Consider the following 18117-nt stretch of genomic DNA (forward strand, 5'->3'; position numbering starts at 1 on the left):
ACAATAAACAACAAAAACCACAGCATTAATTTAACAAAATATATACATATTGTATTTGTATGATATTTTACAAAATGATACCCCTTATAAAAATTAACTAACTTATGCATTAATATTCTTAATCCTGTATAGAGCAAGTTAATACTTAATCTCACATTTACAGCATAGCAAGCGGATTAATGATCACAAAAAAGCCCTTTCAATATAGAATTGAAAGGGCTAAATCTTCATCAATATAAAAACAATATTATTGCAGTTGTGGCCAGTGGTTAATTCGCCATCACCGCCTTCATTAACACTTCTGTCGTGAACTTATCATTATTGATAACTGGGAACCTGTCATAGGTTTGGAAGATCACTTGGTCTTGAAACTTGATCATCGCCACTACGCCATATTGAATACTTTTATCGATCGATTTAGCGGGCAATGTAAATTTAAATGGCACAGGTGCTCTGGCGATATTGAAGGTTTTTTGTGCGACGATGACACCTGGAGTATTCAAATCAATAATGGCAATAATGATTTGGCAGCCTTGAGGTAATGGGATCTTCTCTAGATAGCCAGCTGCGCCATTGATGATAATCGGTTGATCAGGTGTTACAGTCACGCAGCCATTGAGCAAGACAGCCATGAGAGAGAACAATATAAACGATTTTATTTTCAGATACATACTAACGTCCTTTTACCATGCGTATCAGGCCTTCTTGGGTAGAAGAAGCCACTAACTCGCCTTGTTGATTGAAAAACTGCCCTCTGACGTAACCTCTGCCACCGCTAGCATTAGGGCTATCGATACTGTAAAGCAACCACTCTCCCATATTAATCGGACGGTGGAACCACATCGCATGGTCGATCGTCGCCATTCGTACCCCAGGACTTAAGAAGGATACACCGTGGGGCTGAGCTGCCGTGACTAAAAAGTTAAAGTCTGAGGCATAGGCGAGTAAATATTCATGGATATGGGCATCATTTGGCATAGGACCATTAGCCCTCATCCAAACATAACGGTACGGCTCGGTTTCTTTAGGCGCAAAAGGGTGCAGTGGATTGACCAATCGCATCTCAATTGGCGCATCGGCCATAAACTTTTCAAGTATGCTCGGCGGTACTTTATCCCGCATCGTCAGCGCCAATTCCTGCTGATTCAACAGACCTTCAGGTCCGGGCACTTGCGGCATAGCGGCTTGATGACTAAAACCTTCCTCAGGTTCTTGGAAGGAGCAGGTCATATGAAAAATCGGCCGACCTTTTTGAATTGCACTAACCCGACGAGCGCTAAAACTACCGCCATCACGCATATTTTCTACTTCATAAACAATCGGCAACTTCTCGTCACCTGCACGTAAAAAGTAGGAATGTAATGAATGGATCTTACGCTCAGCAGCTACAGTCTGTTTTGCGGCGCTCAGTGCTTGACCCATCACTTGACCACCAAACACATGCCCAAAACCCAGATCTTGGCTTTGACCACGAAAGAGGCCAATTTCAATTTGCTCAAGGGAAAGTAATGATAAAAGATCGTCTAATACCTGACTCATGGGATCCTACTGCGTAATTAGCAATTAATCTTAAAGGGTAACTCAGTTAGCCTTAAGCTGACCAGTCTTCTATCAATTATTCACAATCAAATCATCACTCCAACGGTGAGAAATTAAACGAGGCACGCTGGAGTGTCTATGTTATTTATTGTGGTTAGCATTTACGGTTTTATTGAGCCACTTACTGGATTTAAATCGCTATAGATGCAGGCTTAGTTCAAATACAAGCATGGTGAATCAATCGATTTTAATGTGATGTTCTAGCGCACTTAACTTAGACCAAGACAAAACCTTATCCTCTCCACAGGAGTGCAAAGTCACGGGGAAGGATTGGTGTAACTGTGGCCACTGCTGCGCGAGGTTATCTGGCGTAAAAAGACCTTCATTAAAATACATAGGCTGAAACTCGACAAACATGCCGTGGCTAACACTGCCCGCTCCGGCGAGTAGATGTTGACCATTTGGCGCCTGTTCACTCACCAAGAAAGCCGTAGTCGCCGTTAATGATTCAAAGGAAAATAGCGGCTGAATCGCACTCGCTAAATGTTTGGCCGTCATCGCGGTTACGGCCTGAGGGCATAAACTATTGACTCGAATATTATGAATTTCACCTTCTAATGATAAGCTATTCACCATGCCAACCAGCGCCATCTTGCTCGCACTAAAACCAACTTGATGCAAGTCACCGAACAAGGCCGAGGCTCCCGTTGTCATCATTATCCGGCCAAAATGCTGTTGTTGCATATAAGGCCAAACAGCTTGAGTGAGATAAAAGCTGCCATTGAGATCGACATCCAATTGCCGTTGCCACTGCTCAAGTTTAATGTGCTCAAAAGGACAAGCACCATAAACGCCCGCGTTATTAATCAAGATATCAATGCGATGCCAGCGTAGGATCACCTCTTCAATCATGCTATTCACTTCATTTCGCTGACTCACATCAAGCACAAAATAAATGCAATCTCCACCGAGTTTAATAATGCTGCAATAGGTCTGCATTAATTCTAAGTTAGCTTGGCTCGTCTGAGCGCCGTCGGTGGAAATTGACTCATAGGACGATAACGGCTGGTCGACGAGTATCACTTTTGCCCCCCGTTCAGCCAACATGATGGCATACGCTCGACCTAACCCAGCCGCAGCCCCAGTGACTAATGCCACCTTATTGTCAAAACGCATCCAAATATGTCCTTATCGGCATTGTTGTAGCGGCAAAAAATAACGAGCATAGGGTAACAACCGCCTATGCTATCTACTAAACAGAGTATTTAGCGTTACGCCTATGTCATGGACAGCACAAAGCCTCCATCAACATTAACTATGGAAACACAGACTTTTTTGATTTTCTTTGAACTTAACGACAAATCTCATCCTGCATCAGTGAACATATGTGCGCCAATTCAAACTCTGTTAAATGCGTTTATTAGATAGTGCTCACTTTCGTGTTAAATCTTGTTATGCTATGCGCTAATTGAGCCCTTGCTCGGTACCATTCCCATTTACCAATAATGACTGGACGCCATGAATCCTTGGATTTTAGCAATAAGACCCCGTACGCTACCCGCGGCCATAGGTCCCCTACTGATAGGCAACATTCTCGCCCTGCATCTTGAGAGTTACAGCTGGTTAATCGCTGCCACTTCAATGTTGTGTGCTGTCTTATTACAAATCGCCGTCAACCTCGCTAACGACTATTTTGATTTTAAAAATGGCATAGATACAGACGAGCGCTTAGGGCCCGTTCGCGTGACTCAAAGTGGGTTAATTTCACCAACAAGCGTTCGCAATGCCATGATATTTTGTCTCTTAATGGCGCTTGCCGTGGGATCATATCTGATTTGGCACGGAGGCTGGCCCATCGCCATTCTCGCCGCAGCCGCTATTTTAGGTGCTCTTGGCTACAGTGGTGGCCCCTATCCCCTCGCCTCCCATGGGCTCGGTGAAGTAGCGGCATTTGTCTTTTTTGGCTTAGTTGCAGTGGTGGGCAGTTATTATTTGCAGGCGGGCGATACGACTATTAATGCTTGGTTATTAGGCTGTGCGATTGGCTTATTTAACGCTGCGATTATGTTAGTGAATAACACTCGCGACATCCGTACCGACACCCAAGCGGGCAAGCATACTCTAGCGGTACGTATCGGCGAAGCTCAGGCAAAAGTGCTTTATCAAGCCTTAATCTATTTGCCCTTTGGCCTAGTCATCGCTGGCTTTTTATTCGGTATTCTACCCGGTTTACCAGTACTACTTGCGGGATTATCTCTGCTTATTGCCCGCAAACTCAGTAGCGATTTTTATGCAGTTTCTGGTGAAGCCTTAAATCCGTTACTCGGCCGCACAGCTAAGTTAACCATGATTTTCAGTACCTTGTTTAGCGTGGGTTTAGTTTTTACCGCATAAGAGTAAATCCGCTAAGTTAATGCTACACCACAGCTCAATGCTGAATATAAAAAGGTTCATATCTTCGATAGATACGAACCTTTTTTATTGGCGGCAGCACGACTTCAATTTGGCTTATTATCGACGAGGGAAATCCTACCCCCATTTATTGCCAGATATAACCAGAGATCAGCGTGTTTAACAAAATACCATTAAAGTTGCGTTCGGCATGGGATGAACCATTATGGCCTGCACCAAAACACACATGTAGCGGTAATAAATGTTCTTCCCGCGGATGACTGAAACGCGCTTCAGGGGCTGATTTCCAATGAGTTAATGCTGTTTTTACCTCGGCAAAACTAACACTTGCTGTTAAAGTTTGCGTCAACCAATGATCAAATTCTGCACTGCGGCTTTGCACTGTGAGATCGCTTGAGAAAAATGCCCGCATATTGTGAAACGACATGCCAGACCCCACGATCAACACCCCTTGATCCCGCAGCGGCGCTAAAGCCTCCCCAATCGCTATATGGATTTTAGGATCGAGGCTGTGGACTAACGACATCTGCACCACGGGAATATTCGCCTCAGGATACATCAACTTAAGTGGTACAAAAGTACCGTGATCAAATGCGCGTTCGCTATCTAAGCGGGCGGCGATGCCCTTATCCGATAGCATATTCGCAATCTGTGCGGCTAATTCTGGCTCACCGGGTGCAGGATATGTCAGCTGATAAGCCTCAGGTGGAAATCCATAGTAATCATACAAAATACTTGGCTTTGGGCTACTCGACAAAGTCACCACAGATTCTTCCCAATGGGCAGTGATCAACACAATCGCCTTCGGAGTTGGCATTGGCGCTGTTACTGAAGTTAAAAATGCACGCAACTCCCTATGATTAACATCATTGAGCAAAGGCATAGGGCCACCACCATGGGGCACAAATAGCACAGGCATACGACTCGCGTTAACTTGCATCATAATCCTCTCGTGTTGATTAACTTATATCTGTACTACTGGCTTTAAACTCAGCATTTCTCACTTAACTCACGGTTCTACATAATACTTCAATGCACGCTTAAAATGCGGAACGACTCTGCACCAACTGCCGCTGAAATCGCACTAAACGCTCAACAATTTCATCGAGTTTAATAATCAGAAAGAGTCCTGCCGATAAGCTCAATGCCGGCAGTGCATTAATCGGCGCTTCATAGTTAAAGTGGAAATAAATCGCCCCCAGCATAATCGCCAGTAAACCGCTCGCCGATAGCACTCGGTAGTCACGTAGACACAACCCAAGGGCACCAATCACTTCCATCAAACCAATAAAATAGCCAAATCCGGTGGGAAGATTCATCAAAGTAAACGGAACATGGAACATAGACACGCTAAATAACTTGGCAAATCCCGAGATGAAAAACACTATGCTCATCGCCAATGTGACGGTTGCAGCGGCGCGATTGAGTGTATTGGCACAAAGGAATAACTTCTGTGTATCAACCTCTGCAACTAAGCCATTGATACTTGAACCCTTAGTATCACATAAGTTTGAAAATCGCATCGCACACACCCCATTAAACGTGATATTTGCCGTCAGTCTTGGGCATAAATTCGCAGACGACGAGCGAGAATGGAATCGATTATGAGCCGATAAAAGATAAATAAATATGGAATAAAATCTAATATCTCATAAACTAATAATTTACGACTTGCGAGCAATCCCAGTGACCTTAGACCAACTGCTGATGTTTAAAACCGTGGCTGAGGCGGGCTCACTCAAAGCTGCTAGTGACAAGCTACATAAAACCCAACCCGCCATTAGCCAAAGTATCAAACAGTTAGAATCCCAACTCGATCTTATCCTGTTTAATCGCGAAGGTTATCGACTCGCCATCACTGAGCAAGGTCGAAAACTGCTGCAACATACCCTGCGGGTACTGAATGAAGCGCAAGAAATGAAGCAAGTAGCGAAGCATTTAGCCAAAGGTAACGAAGCAAGCATCACCTTAGCTTTTGAAGCCTCTTTCAATCTCGCTCGAATTTTGCCGATTTTAGAGCTGACTCAAAATGAGTTTCCCTATACCCAAATTATTCTCAAACAAGAGTTTTTAACTGGTGCACTCGAAGCGCTGAATCAAGATAAAGCTGAAATCATCATCTCCGCAGGCGGAATTGAGCCCATACGTTCGAGCCATTTAGAATTAGCCTATCTTTTTTCCGGTAGCCTTCTCGATGTTGCCGCGCCGCGCATGCTTGAGCGTCATCCGACACTGACCTACGCACGAGAACTCGTTAATGAATACCAAATCGTGATCCAAGATACAGGCTCAGGCACTGCGAATATTGAGTTTGGGGTACAGGCGGGGCAACGACGTTGGTATGTTAATGATTTTTACACCAAAAAAATGCTTATTCAAAGTGGTATGGGCTGGGGCAAGCTGCCGCACTATATGATTGAAGATTCACTCAAACAAGGTGCATTGATTGCACTGGATCTGCGTGAAAGGCAAAACAATATTCAACTCGATTACTATGTGATGCGAAAACCCCACTCACCTTTAGGCCCCGTCGCCCAAGCACTCTGGCAAAAGCTGATCGCCTTTGCTACTGATGAACTTGCATAATTAAAAAGTAAAAAGGGCCAACAGGCCCTTTTAAATCAAACAAAAACTACTGTATTTCTTGTTTGGCAATGGCACGATCTAACTTAGCTCGTTCAACTTCGGGTAACGCCTTAATCGCGTTCACTAAGCTGATGAGATCTGTGCCTTCTTCAGCGGCTAACAAGAGTAAATTACTCTTGTTCTGCCAATCCACTTTCAGGCCATGAGCTTTTGCAAAATCCGCAGCAGAAACACCAGGTTTGAGCTTAACAACTAATTTTCCTGTCATTTCTGCAAATGGCTTACCAGACTGAGTCACCACTTTTTGCCCTTTCGTCAACTGTTTTGCTTCTTTCACCACGCCAGCGTCAGTTTTGACAAAATATTGGCTGTCTAAGTTCAAGAATTGCGCTCGGCTCATAGTAACCTCTTTTACTTCTTCCTGAGGTTTATCCAAATCGATTTTGTCATGTGCCATAGCTTGTGCAGATAACATAAGAGCAACTGCAACTAATGATAGATTCAATGCTTTCATTTAATACTCCTTAAGATGCAGACTTGGCAGCGTGGCCATGGAAGCGAATTGACCAACCTTTCAATTTACCATCAGCTTCGTTAGCAATAGAAATAGGAGTACGGCCTTTATCAAATTGAATAAACGAGTAGTCCCCGCTATTTACATCGATAAGCTTGATGGTCCATTCCCCCTTTGATGATTCACCATAGAAAGCATTAGACAGCATAGGCGTCGCATCGAAACCTGTTACTAAATCTTCTGGGTTGGTTTTATCCATGACACCTTGATATACCAAACCATTATAAGGCGTCATTAACACACTTTTAGTTCCTGCTGGAGATATTAGCTCAACAGCCAGATCCGGTAGGCGTAAGTGATCTGCCGTTAACTCGATTTGTACAGCTTCAATCACTAAATCATCCGCCACCACTTGAGTATCACTGACACCATTGACGTCCGCATCAGGAATCGTTTTTGCCAATTCTTGACTTGCTTGCCATTCAGTTACCACGTATTCACCTAAATCCTCAGCATAGGATTTAGCCAGTTTTACCGCTTCGCTGACGTTAACACGGCCAAAACCATAAAAATTATGGAATGAATAACCCGCAGCATTTTGTTGCCATCCCGGAATAGCAGCATATTCTGGAGCACCTTCACCCTGACCAATAGTAACGGTTTTAGCCGCAATATCAGCTTTCACTTTGGTTGAAGTTTTGGCTAGAACATGACGTATATCGCGCCAAGTCAAATCTGGATTTGCACTCATGATCACAGCGACTGCACCTGAAGTATTTGGTGCCGCGGATGAGGTACCGTTCATCGTTGAAGTGTAATCACAATTTGAGTTTAAAGGATGTAACCCACCGTGGAACGGCGTGCTTGGACGATCTTCTGCAATCGCTGAACCACTCTTACACCCCATAAAATCCGTTGTTACAATCGCAGGATCATCACCCCCATCTTCACCACCGGGGGCTGTTACAAAAATATTCGAGCCCACAGATGAATAGCTAGAGAGTTCACCATTAGCATTAATCGCGCTAACGACTAAGTTATAAATGTTAGCATTGTCAGAGGACATGTTGGAATTATGGAAAGGTAAACCATGGTTAGCGGGATTTTCCGCCGTTGCCGTGAAGTAATCTCCCGGTATCCAAAAAGTATTCCAACGGTAGTATTTATAACCATTACCTGCCGATTTAACGAAGATACTGCCTTTACCATCGAAGCTTTGAGTTGCAATATCTTGATAAACTTCGGTTTCATCTTCATTAAATTTATCGGGAAATGGCACACTGTAACCATAGCTTTGGTTAAAGACACGCGCACTGTCGCTGTAGGCACTGGCACCATGTGATTTTGTAAAGTTTTCAAATGTTTGAACATTTTTAACTTTGCCTGTTGGGTCAGAATCTAAGAAGTTGAAACCAATCAATTTTGCCTTAGGCGCCACACCGCGACCACCGATACCATTCCAACCTTCGGCTGCAATAATCCCACCTACTGCAGTACCATGAGCAGCATCAGCAGAACCGGAGAAAGGTGTAGGGTCAACAGTACCAGTAATTAAATTGTATGAGCCACCATTCACACTGTTGTTCATCAGATCTGGATGAGCAATTTCTAAGCCGCTATCCACCACTGCGACGATCACGCCTTGTCCCATAAATTGGTCTGAAATAGCACCACTCACATTCATATCTTCACCAGCGACACCACGGTTTAGCGCAAAAGCATTCTGTCCTGTATTTTTTAAATGCCACTGGTAAGCATATAATGGATCGCCATTTCTGATATGGATCGTTAAGCTGGCCTCTGCTTGATACTGACCGTCAGATACTTTAAATCTGACAACTTCAGTACCTTCACTCGCATCGGAAGAATAAGTGAATTCACCAGTATTCTTATTAACTAGAGTAAAAGTACCTAGTTTTAAATCAGTAGGATCAACTAAAGAGTAAGTCAAACCACCTTCGACATCTGTCGCATCTAATTTGCCGGTGAATAATAGAGACTGCGACACATCAATGGTCATATCGACAGTTGTTGGTGCTGTGTTGACCTTAGCAACTGGCTCAGGAGCCTTTTTGTCACTTCCACAAGCCGTCAATAAGGCGGCCGTGATGCTTAATGCAACAATGGACATACGCATGGATAGACATTCCTTCTTGTCATTACATTTTATTATTTAATATTGGATAACTAGGATTTATTCGTTATTTATCCGCATTAAATACTGTTATTTTAATTATTATTGAACACCAAAAACCAACATTAGCATTTATTGGTGATACATCTTTTAACATATGAATAATGAGAATGAAAACGACAATAAACAGAACGGTAGATTGAATATATATCTCCTAGCTATAAACCCAATAAAAATAGACATACTAAATTTAGTTTAACCTTTAAATCACAAGAAAATTAACCAATAAAATCATTAGACTAAATGTAATTTCAAGGAGTTACAATTAATAATACATCTGTTTGATTATATTTTAAAATTTAAAATATATTGTTACACTTTCATAAAAAATAAACATAACAACATGACGTACCAATTTAACCTCAAACAAATGGTTACACTTTAACAAGAGATAGAAATAACAACATGACGTACCAATTTAAATCTAATAAAATTCTGAATATCTTATAAATACATAACGAACTTAAATATTGAGTAGCAATTCAAACTATAAAAAAACATTAAAGCGTATTGAAATTAAATATTAAAAATGAACCGCTGAAAAACCATATATGCAGAAAATTAAAACCACAGACATGATCTTACCAACTATTAAATCTAATTAAGAATTTAACTCTAGGGATAAGGTCCGTCGCGAAAAAATAATAAAAAAGTCATAACTATTATCTTTGGAGATAATGAGTTAATTTTCAGTTCAAATCGATGTAGATCGGGCATAAAAAAAACCTCAATTATGAGGGCTTTTTTATAATATTACGTACGAATTTTCACATTCACTAAACCTTAGCCAAGGTGCGCTCTTTGGCGCTCCAATCTAAGTGATATTTCTCGCCAGCAGGGGTATCGATACGCTCAAATGTATGGGAACCGAAAAAGTCACGCTGACCTTGGAGCAAGTTTGCTGGTAATGTTTCGCAGCGGTAACTGTCGTAATACGCCAGAGCCGAGCTAATACACGGTGCTGGAATGCCTTGCATCACCGCAGTCGCGACTGCGGTACGCCATAGGCCTTGCTTTTCAGACAAGGCAGACGCAAAACTGTCCGCCATCAACAGATTGCTAAGATCGGCATTGTCTTCATAGGCTTGAGTGATTGATTGCAAGAACGTCGCGCGAATAATACAACCCGCACGCCAAATTTTTGCAATTTCAGCAAAGTTTAACTGCCATTTTTGCTCATGGGCCGTCATTGCCATCAACTGGAAGCCTTGCGCGTAACAACACACTTTCGCGCAATATAACGCACTTTCAAGGGCTTCAATCAACTGCGCTTTTTGCGCATCATCGATAGCAGGTGCATTTGGCCCAGCCAATTTCTGGCTAAGTTGTAAACGTAAGGATTTTTGGGTACTTACGGCGCGAGCATATACAGCTTCAGCAATCGTCGGTGCCGGACAACCAATTTGTAAACTGCTCACGGCCGTCCACAAACCCGTGCCTTTTTGGCCCGCTTTATCTAAGATCATTTCCACCAACGGTTTACCCGTTAATGGATCGGCCTGTTTTAAGACTTCGGCACTGATCCCCATCAAATAGCTGTTTAAGCTGCCTTTGTTCCAGCGTTCAAACACATCGCCCACTTCTGCAGCGCTCATGCCTAAACCGTCATACAGCATTTGATACGCTTCGCAAATCAACTGCATGTCAGCGTATTCAATACCGTTGTGCACCATCTTCACATAATGGCCAGAACCCGCAGGACCAATATAAGTCGTGCATGGCTCGCCTTCTGTCACTGGATTACCCGGCTCAAAGCGCTCTATGGGTAAACCTGTACTTGCATCAACCTTAGCGGCAATGGCTTTCCAAATAGGTGCAACGTGATGCCATGCATCGATATCGCCGCTTGGCATAAGTGATGGACCGAAACGCGCACCGACTTCACCGCCCGAAACCGCAGAGCTGAAAAATACAAACTGACCTTTGTAGCGCGCTTCACGCTCAACAGTGTCAGTCCATAGGCTGTTACCAGTATCGATAACGATATCATCGGACTCAATTCCGGCAGAAATCAAAGCACTACAGACACCATCGACGGGTGCACCCGCGGGAACAGAAAGCACAAGAATACGGGGTTTTGTGAGACTGGCTAACATTTCGGTAAGATTAGCACAGCCAAGAATGCGAGGTTCGAGTCCAGCACGTTCCTGTTTTTCTTGCTGTATTACACCATTAACTTTAACAGGATCGAGGTCAAATGCGCTGACGTGATATTGGTTATCTGCGATGTTTAGCGCGAGGTTTTTACCCATAACACCAAGGCCAATTACGCCGATATCATTAAGATTGCTGTGGTTTTGCATTATATTATTCCCACGGGTCACAGAGGTTAGAGCTAACCAATTTTGAGGGGTAATTATACCGATCTTTGTAACTTAATTACCAGAGAGAAAAGGCGATGCATACGATTGGCAATCTCGATTGCAGTGAGATTGCCAATCCCGTATTGAGAAACGGGTTAGTTAGAACTTAGCCCAAGTGATACTTGTATTGGCACGTTTATCGACAACTTAGTTTGCGAGTTTAAGTCCTAAAACCCCCAGTAATATCAGTATCAAACTGGCAATTTTAAGTAAGCTAACTCCTTCTCCTAACAGGATAATTCCCGCAATTGCGGTGCCCATAGCGCCAATACCGACCCACACGCCGTAAGCCGTACCAATAGGCAAATGCTTAACCGCGAGTCCTAGTAGCAACACACTCACTGCCATCGACGCCACTGTAAAGATACTTGGCCACAAACGCGTAAAACCGTCGGTATATTTAAGCCCTATAGCCCAACCAATTTCAAATAAACCCGCAAGAACTAATAAGAACCAACTCATAGTGAACTCCCATAAAGGGGTCGTCCCCATGTTAGATTAGGCGTATTTAGGGTCGTCCCTAAGCCATTTGATTACAGTAAAACTGTAGGTGATATAGCTGTACGTGATAACAGTACGTGACAGCTGTGCTGTGATAGCTGTACGTGATGAGCCTGCAAGACTAGCAAATTTGAGGTGAAAATTTCAATCTTTGATTTTGCCGAAATAAGAAATGCCATGCGCAAAAAGGCGATAGCAAGCTTGGTCAGTTAACTATCGCCTTGATATTTCAACTCTCTATAAGACCTTTACACTCTTTCTATAAAAGCCTTTACGCTCTATTTCTTACACTAAGGCATCGGCATAACCCATGCGAGTGAGCGCGGTACGCACTAACTCTAAGGTCTGTGGATCTTCTATGGTCGCTGGCGCAGTATATTGCTGATTATCGGCAATTTTTCGCATAGTACCGCGTAAAATTTTACCTGAGCGCGTTTTAGGTAATTTTTGAATCGCACTCACTAACCTAAAGGAAGCGACGGGACCAATTTCTTGGCGTACCAGGGTTATTAACTGTTTATGCAGCTCTTCATCACTGATCGTCACGCCTTTCTTGAGTACCACTAATCCGAGGGGAACTTGGCCCTTAAGCCCATCATCTACCCCAATTACCGCGGCTTCGGCCACATCAGGGTGTTGACATAACACTTCTTCGAAGCGTCCCGTCGATAACCTGTGCCCCGCTACATTTATGATGTCATCGATACGACTCATAATGTAGAGATAGCCGTCTTCATCGGTATAACCCGCATCGCCAGTTAAGTAGTAACCCGGATACATAGACAAGTAACTATCTTGATAGCGTTGATCATTTTGCCACAGTGTCGTTAAGGTTCCCGGCGGTAGAGGCAATTTAATCACCACATTACCTGAAGTATTGGCCGCAACTTGCTCACCTAATTCGTCTAGCACTTCAACCGCATAACCTGGCACAGGTAAAGCTGGCGAACCTGGTTTAATGGTAACCGGCGCTGTGCCCATCAAATTTGCTGCGACAGGCCAGCCCGTTTCGGTTTGCCACCAGTGATCAATAACAGGTTTAGCGAGCTTAGTGTGTGCCCAAACTAAGGTATCGGGATCGCAACGCTCCCCCGCCAAAAACACATTTTTAAGACAAGCTAAATCAACACCTTGTAGATATTCACCATCAGGATCTTCACGCTTGATTGCGCGAATAGCCGTCGGCGCGGTGAAGAAACTTTTGACCTTATATTTGGCAATCGTGCGCCAAAATGCGCCGGGATCTGGCGTTCCCACAGGTTTGCCCTCATACATTAAGGTGGTGGCGCCCACCAGCAGTGGCCCATACACAATGTAAGAATGACCCACAACCCAACCCACATCGGACGCAGCCCAAAACACATCACCCGCTTGAATATCGTAAATATGCTGCATCGACCAAGCCAGTGCCACTGCATGGCCACCATTATCGCGTACCACACCTTTAGGCTGACCCGTGGTGCCTGAGGTATAAAGCACATACAAGGGATCGGTAGCCTTAAGCGCGACACAGTCGGCCTTAGGTGCAGTTGCTAACGCGGCTTGCCAATCTAAGTCACGGCCCTCCTGCAAATCGGCTTGATACTGGCTGCGATTTAAAATCAGGCAATGCTCCACCTGATGAACAGCATGTTCCAATGCTTTGTCTAGTAAAGGCTTATAAGGAATAACGCCCGAAGGCTCAATTCCGCAGGATGCCGACAGTACCAATTTAGGCTTAGCATCATTAATCCGAGTCGCGAGTTCATTGGCGGCAAAACCACCAAAAACCACAGAATGAATCGCACCTATGCGAGCACAGGCCAGCATAGCGAAGGCGGTTTCCGGCACCATAGGCATATAAATCACCACACGGTCGCCCTTCTCTATCCCAATAGATTGCATAAAGCCCGCGAGTCGGCTTACTTGAGCCTGTAACTCCGCGTAGCTAATGCCGTATTCAGTGTCTGTCACTGGGCTCACATATTGGATCGCCACTTGATCACCGCGTCCAGCCAACACATGGCGGTCAACGGCGTTATAACAAGTGTTCATCTCACCATCGGCGAACCAGTGATAAAACGGCGCCTGCGATTCATCGAGCACCGTTTGCGCCGGCTTAATCCAATCGAGCGTCTTCGCCGCTTCTCCCCAGAAATCGGCTTTATTAAGCAAGGATGCTTGGTGCAACGCTTGATGTTTTTGTTGGTTCTGTTTTTGATTTGTGGCTTGCGCTACAGATGCATTTTGCTGTTCGGTCAACATATGTCCTCCAATCAGGACTGCGACTCACATCGTCAGCCGCAATAACTACCCCTTCCTGCTTCTATTATTAGCAAGGAGGTCTAAAGCCCACTATTAGACGTTAGCCTATAACCAGAAGATATTTGTGGTTTTATGTGAGAACACTAATTTAAAGCACACGTTTTAATCTCGCTGCACAGGCTTATGGCAATTGGGATTGACACTTTTATGGCAACAGAATAAAAGCCAAAATCTTTACCTTTACGTAAACTTCATATATCTTGCTTAAAACTGATTATTTAGGGTGCATGAATGAGCGCAACGAACACACCACAAACGACTTACTCGATCAGTGATCTCTCAAAAGAGTTTGATATCACTACTCGTAGTATTCGTTTTTACGAAGACCAAGGTTTGCTTAAACCTAAACGCCGCGGCCAAACCCGTATTTATAGCCTCAAAGACAGGGTGCGTCTCAAGCTCATTCTTCGCGGTAAACGCTTGGGCTTTTCTTTGGCAGAAACCCGTCGTTTGTTCGAATTATACGATGCCGACAAGAGCAGCACCTCACAGCTCAATACCATGCTGGCGCTAGTGGAAGAAAAGAAATCCGCACTACAACAGCAAATGGACGACATCAAAGTCGTATTGATGGAACTCAATTCCGCCGAGCAGCAGTGCCGTTTAGCCTTAGAAGATAACAAAACGGCAAAAGCCTAAATCCCCGTTGACACAAAATCAAATCAATTTGATAGCGATAACGACTACGGATTTAAGTACAAGATTTAAAAGACTCAAGCACCTAAAAATCATAAAAACTATAACAATCTGAAATTAGAACATCTGAAAGGACACAAGCAATGAACTCTCTCTACACAAGTCTGAATTTTGGCCTAGGCGAAGACGTCGATATGCTGCGCGATGCAGTGCAGGATTTTGCCGCGAATGAAATCGCCCCAATTGCCGCGAAAGTGGATCACGACAATGCCTTTCCCAATGAACTTTGGCCTGTGCTTGGAGGAATGGGACTGCTCGGAGTAACGGTACCCGAAGAGTTCGGCGGCGCGAACATGGGCTACCTAGCCCACGTCGTCGCAATGGAAGAAATCTCCCGCGCATCCGCTTCTATCGGCCTAAGTTACGGCGCCCATTCCAACCTATGTGTCAATCAAATCAACCGTAATGGTAACGCAGCGCAAAAAGCCAAATATCTGCCAAAACTGGTGAGCGGTGAGCATATTGGCGCGCTGGCCATGAGTGAGCCAAACGCGGGTTCTGACGTGGTTTCGATGAAGCTGCATGCCCGTAAAGAAGACGACCGATTCATCTTAAACGGCAACAAAATGTGGATCACTAACGGTCCAGATGCACACACCTATGTCATTTACGCGAAAACCGACTTAACCAAAGGCGCACACGGTATTACCGCCTTTATCGTTGAACGTGATTCGAAAGGTTTTAGCCAAGCGCAAAAGCTCGACAAACTCGGAATGCGCGGCTCTAACACCTGCGAACTGGTGTTTGAAGATGTAGAAGTACCAGAAGAAAACATTTTAGGCGGCCTCAATAACGGCGTAAAAGTGCTGATGAGCGGCCTCGATTACGAGCGTGTCGTACTGTCTGGCGGTCCGCTGGGGATCATGAATGCCTGTATGGACATCGTTGTGCCTTACATCCACGAGCGTGAGCAATTTGGTAAATCGATTGGTGAATTCCAACTAGTGCAAGGCAAGTTAGCCGACATGTACACAGGTATGAATGCCGCTAAATCCTATGTCTATAACGTGGCAAAATCCTGCGATCGCGGTGAAACCACCCGTAAAGATGCCGCAGGCGCCATTCTTTATAGCGCAGAACTCGCCACCAAAATGGCACTGGATGCAATTCAACTGCTAGGCGGCAATGGCTATGTCAACGAATACGCCACAGGCCGCTTACTGCGTGATGCCAAGCTGTATGAAATCGGCGCCGGCACCTCAGAAATTCGCCGCATGCTGATTGGCCGCGAACTGTTCAATGAGTCGAAATAACGCGAGTTTAAATAATCTCTCACAAGTGGATGGGTAGCACCTCACTGTAACTTACAGTTTGCGCCACCCATTCGAGCAAGGTGATACCGAGTTTCCGCTTTATAAGGACAATCAAAGTGACGCAATTAAGCAGTCGTATCAACGCCCGTAGCGATGAATTTAAAGCAAAATCCGACGATATGGCCGCCCTAGTGGCCGATCTTAAAACTAAACTCAATAAAATCGAACTCGGTGGCGGCCCTGTGGCGCTGGAGCGTCATTTATCTCGCGGTAAATTACTGCCACGTCAACGGGTTGAAAAGCTGCTCGATGCAGGTTCACCCTTTTTAGAACTGTCGCAATTTGCGGCGTTTGAAGTCTACGACGAAGAAGTGCCCGCAGCGGGCATTATTGCCGGTATCGGCCGTGTGAGTGGCGTGGAATGCATGATCATCGCCAACGACGCCACAGTGAAAGGCGGCACTTACTACCCGATTACCGTCAAAAAACACCTTCGCGCCCAAGATATTGCCAGCCGTTGTCACTTGCCTTGTATTTATTTAGTCGACTCGGGCGGCGCTAACCTGCCCCGCCAAGATGAAGTGTTCCCAGACCGCGACCATTTCGGCCGTATCTTTTACAACCAAGCGCAAATGTCCGCCAAAGGCATCCCCCAAATTGCAGTGGTGATGGGTTTATGTACCGCAGGTGGTGCTTATGTGCCCGCCATGGCGGATGAATCTATTATCGTTAAAGATCAAGGCACAATTTTCTTAGCGGGCCCGCCATTAGTGAAAGCGGCCACTGGCGAAGAAGTCAGCGCCGAAGAACTGGGCGGCGCCGAAGTGCACACCAAAATTTCCGGTGTGGCGGACCATTTAGCCCAAAACGATGAGCACGCGCTGGAGCTTGCCCGCCGCGCGGTATCACGCCTGAATCATCAAAAAGAAATCAAATCACTCTTAAGCCCAGTCAAACCGCCAAAGTTCGACATTAGCGAACTGTATGGCATTGTCGGCACTGATTTGAAAAAGCCATTTGATGTCAAAGAAGTGATCGCCCGTATCGTCGATGATTCTGATTTTGATGAATTTAAAGCCAACTATGGCGCAACCTTAGTGTGCGGTTTTGCCCGAATTCACGGCTATCCTGTCGGCATTGTCGCCAACAACGGCATTCTGTTCTCTGAGTCAGCGCAAAAAGGCGCGCACTTTATTGAACTGTGCTGCCAGCGCAAAATTCCGCTGCTGTTCCTGCAAAACATCACCGGCTTTATGGTGGGTAAAAAGTACGAACACGAAGGCATAGCGAAACATGGCGCTAAGATGGTAACCGCGGTTTCTTGTGCCAATGTGCCTAAATTTACTGTGATTATCGGCGGCAGCTATGGCGCGGGTAACTACGGCATGTGTGGCCGCGCGTTCGAACCGACCATGATGTGGATGTGGCCTAACGCCCGTATTTCTGTGATGGGCGGCGAGCAAGCGGCTGGCGTTCTCGCCACAGTGCGCCGCGACGGTTTAGCCCGTAAAGGCGAAGATTGGTCATTAGAGGATGAGAAAGCCTTTAAAGCGCCGATTGTCGCCCAGTACGACAAAGAAGGTCATCCGTATCATGCCAGCGCCCGTTTATGGGATGACGGCATTATTGACCCAGCGCAAACCCGCGATGTGGTCGGCCTTGCCCTATCAGCAGCGTTAAACGCCCCTATCGAAGACACCCGCTTTGGTGTGTTCCGTATGTAAACCATACGTATACACAGCAAATCAATAAGAT

Annotated in this window: 15 protein-coding genes; 5 read left to right on the forward strand and 10 right to left on the reverse strand. The window is 45.0% G+C overall.

All coding sequences use genetic code 11. The features are described from left to right. Window positions 1-269: 269 nt before the first annotated feature. From L5M28_RS02410 to L5M28_RS02420, 3 genes are all read right to left on the reverse strand, one after another. Window positions 270-671: a YbaY family lipoprotein gene (locus tag L5M28_RS02410; protein WP_028761096.1), complete on the reverse strand. Its 402-nt coding sequence runs from the start codon at window positions 669-671 to the stop codon at window positions 270-272. 1 nt (window position 672) lies between these two features. Beyond that, on the reverse strand, window positions 673-1539 hold the full coding sequence (tesB, locus tag L5M28_RS02415; protein ID WP_028761097.1) for an acyl-CoA thioesterase II: 867 nt from the start codon (window positions 1537-1539) through the stop codon (window positions 673-675). Window positions 1540-1776: 237 nt separating this feature from the next. Next, window positions 1777-2715 (reverse strand): SDR family NAD(P)-dependent oxidoreductase, encoded by a 939-nt coding sequence (locus tag L5M28_RS02420; RefSeq protein ID WP_173243966.1) that lies wholly within the window; start codon window positions 2713-2715, stop codon window positions 1777-1779. A 342-nt stretch (window positions 2716-3057) separates the two neighbouring features. On the opposite strand from L5M28_RS02420, the gene L5M28_RS02425 reads away from it, so the two are divergent. After that, window positions 3058-3933, forward strand: a complete 876-nt coding sequence (locus L5M28_RS02425) for a 1,4-dihydroxy-2-naphthoate polyprenyltransferase (protein ID WP_028761099.1) — start codon at window positions 3058-3060, stop codon at window positions 3931-3933. Window positions 3934-4078: 145 nt separating this feature from the next. Here L5M28_RS02425 and L5M28_RS02430 read toward each other — a convergent pair whose 3' ends face one another. Together L5M28_RS02430 and L5M28_RS02435 are read right to left on the reverse strand one after the other, a co-directional pair. Then, on the reverse strand, window positions 4079-4894 hold the full coding sequence (locus tag L5M28_RS02430) for a DODA-type extradiol aromatic ring-opening family dioxygenase (protein WP_263202344.1): 816 nt from the start codon (window positions 4892-4894) through the stop codon (window positions 4079-4081). Between the two features lie 97 nt (window positions 4895-4991). After that, the gene (locus L5M28_RS02435; RefSeq protein ID WP_212600842.1) at window positions 4992-5474 is read right to left on the reverse strand and encodes a DoxX family protein; all 483 of its coding nucleotides are present in this window, start codon (window positions 5472-5474) and stop codon (window positions 4992-4994) included. Between the two features lie 163 nt (window positions 5475-5637). On the opposite strand from L5M28_RS02435, the gene L5M28_RS02440 reads away from it, so the two are divergent. Next, window positions 5638-6537, forward strand: coding sequence for a LysR family transcriptional regulator (locus L5M28_RS02440; RefSeq protein ID WP_168824327.1), 900 nt, complete (start codon window positions 5638-5640; stop codon window positions 6535-6537). Between the two features lie 46 nt (window positions 6538-6583). Here the strand turns inward: L5M28_RS02440 and L5M28_RS02445 are convergent, their stop codons facing one another. The 5 genes from L5M28_RS02445 to L5M28_RS02465 form a co-directional block, all read right to left on the reverse strand. After that, entirely contained in the window at window positions 6584-7051 is a 468-nt protein-coding gene (locus L5M28_RS02445) for a hypothetical protein (protein WP_263186729.1), read from the reverse strand. Between the two features lie 10 nt (window positions 7052-7061). Beyond that, window positions 7062-9188, reverse strand: coding sequence for a S8 family serine peptidase (locus L5M28_RS02450; RefSeq protein WP_168824331.1), 2127 nt, complete (start codon window positions 9186-9188; stop codon window positions 7062-7064). Window positions 9189-10021: 833 nt separating this feature from the next. After that, window positions 10022-11548 (reverse strand): NADP-dependent phosphogluconate dehydrogenase, encoded by a 1527-nt coding sequence (gene gndA / locus L5M28_RS02455; protein WP_263202346.1) that lies wholly within the window; start codon window positions 11546-11548, stop codon window positions 10022-10024. Window positions 11549-11755: 207 nt separating this feature from the next. Continuing rightward, window positions 11756-12070, reverse strand: a complete 315-nt coding sequence (gene sugE, locus L5M28_RS02460) for a quaternary ammonium compound efflux SMR transporter SugE (protein WP_263202348.1) — start codon at window positions 12068-12070, stop codon at window positions 11756-11758. Window positions 12071-12394: 324 nt separating this feature from the next. Continuing rightward, window positions 12395-14353, reverse strand: coding sequence for a propionyl-CoA synthetase (locus tag L5M28_RS02465; RefSeq protein WP_263202349.1), 1959 nt, complete (start codon window positions 14351-14353; stop codon window positions 12395-12397). Between the two features lie 291 nt (window positions 14354-14644). On the opposite strand from L5M28_RS02465, the gene L5M28_RS02470 reads away from it, so the two are divergent. From L5M28_RS02470 to L5M28_RS02480, 3 genes are all read left to right on the forward strand, one after another. After that, on the forward strand, window positions 14645-15052 hold the full coding sequence (locus L5M28_RS02470; protein WP_006082318.1) for a MerR family transcriptional regulator: 408 nt from the start codon (window positions 14645-14647) through the stop codon (window positions 15050-15052). A 140-nt stretch (window positions 15053-15192) separates the two neighbouring features. Beyond that, the gene (locus tag L5M28_RS02475; protein ID WP_263202351.1) at window positions 15193-16362 is read left to right on the forward strand and encodes an isovaleryl-CoA dehydrogenase; all 1170 of its coding nucleotides are present in this window, start codon (window positions 15193-15195) and stop codon (window positions 16360-16362) included. Between the two features lie 116 nt (window positions 16363-16478). Beyond that, the gene (locus tag L5M28_RS02480) at window positions 16479-18086 is read left to right on the forward strand and encodes a carboxyl transferase domain-containing protein (RefSeq protein ID WP_263202352.1); all 1608 of its coding nucleotides are present in this window, start codon (window positions 16479-16481) and stop codon (window positions 18084-18086) included. Window positions 18087-18117 lie beyond the last annotated feature (31 nt).

The sequence above is a fragment of the Shewanella sp. SW32 genome, from assembly GCF_025653365.1.
In the GTDB taxonomy this organism is placed as follows: Bacteria; Pseudomonadota; Gammaproteobacteria; order Enterobacterales; family Shewanellaceae; genus Shewanella; species Shewanella oncorhynchi.

Excerpts from the sequence above, each read along its gene's own strand:
- L5M28_RS02425 (WP_028761099.1), top strand. The coding sequence starts at position 3,058 with ATGAATCCTTGGATTTTAGCAATAAGACCCCGTACGCTACCCGCGGCC.
- L5M28_RS02435 (WP_212600842.1), bottom strand. The coding sequence starts at position 5,474 with ATGCGATTTTCAAACTTATGTGATACTAAGGGTTCAAGTATCAATGGC.
- L5M28_RS02450 (WP_168824331.1), bottom strand. The coding sequence starts at position 9,188 with ATGCGTATGTCCATTGTTGCATTAAGCATCACGGCCGCCTTATTGACG.
- L5M28_RS02430 (WP_263202344.1), bottom strand. The coding sequence starts at position 4,894 with ATGATGCAAGTTAACGCGAGTCGTATGCCTGTGCTATTTGTGCCCCAT.
- L5M28_RS02410 (WP_028761096.1), bottom strand. The coding sequence starts at position 671 with ATGTATCTGAAAATAAAATCGTTTATATTGTTCTCTCTCATGGCTGTC.
- L5M28_RS02445 (WP_263186729.1), bottom strand. The coding sequence starts at position 7,051 with ATGAAAGCATTGAATCTATCATTAGTTGCAGTTGCTCTTATGTTATCT.
- gndA (WP_263202346.1), bottom strand. The coding sequence starts at position 11,548 with ATGCAAAACCACAGCAATCTTAATGATATCGGCGTAATTGGCCTTGGT.
- L5M28_RS02470 (WP_006082318.1), top strand. The coding sequence starts at position 14,645 with ATGAGCGCAACGAACACACCACAAACGACTTACTCGATCAGTGATCTC.
- L5M28_RS02420 (WP_173243966.1), bottom strand. The coding sequence starts at position 2,715 with ATGCGTTTTGACAATAAGGTGGCATTAGTCACTGGGGCTGCGGCTGGG.
- sugE (WP_263202348.1), bottom strand. The coding sequence starts at position 12,070 with ATGAGTTGGTTCTTATTAGTTCTTGCGGGTTTATTTGAAATTGGTTGG.
- L5M28_RS02465 (WP_263202349.1), bottom strand. The coding sequence starts at position 14,353 with ATGTTGACCGAACAGCAAAATGCATCTGTAGCGCAAGCCACAAATCAA.
- L5M28_RS02475 (WP_263202351.1), top strand. The coding sequence starts at position 15,193 with ATGAACTCTCTCTACACAAGTCTGAATTTTGGCCTAGGCGAAGACGTC.
- tesB (WP_028761097.1), bottom strand. The coding sequence starts at position 1,539 with ATGAGTCAGGTATTAGACGATCTTTTATCATTACTTTCCCTTGAGCAA.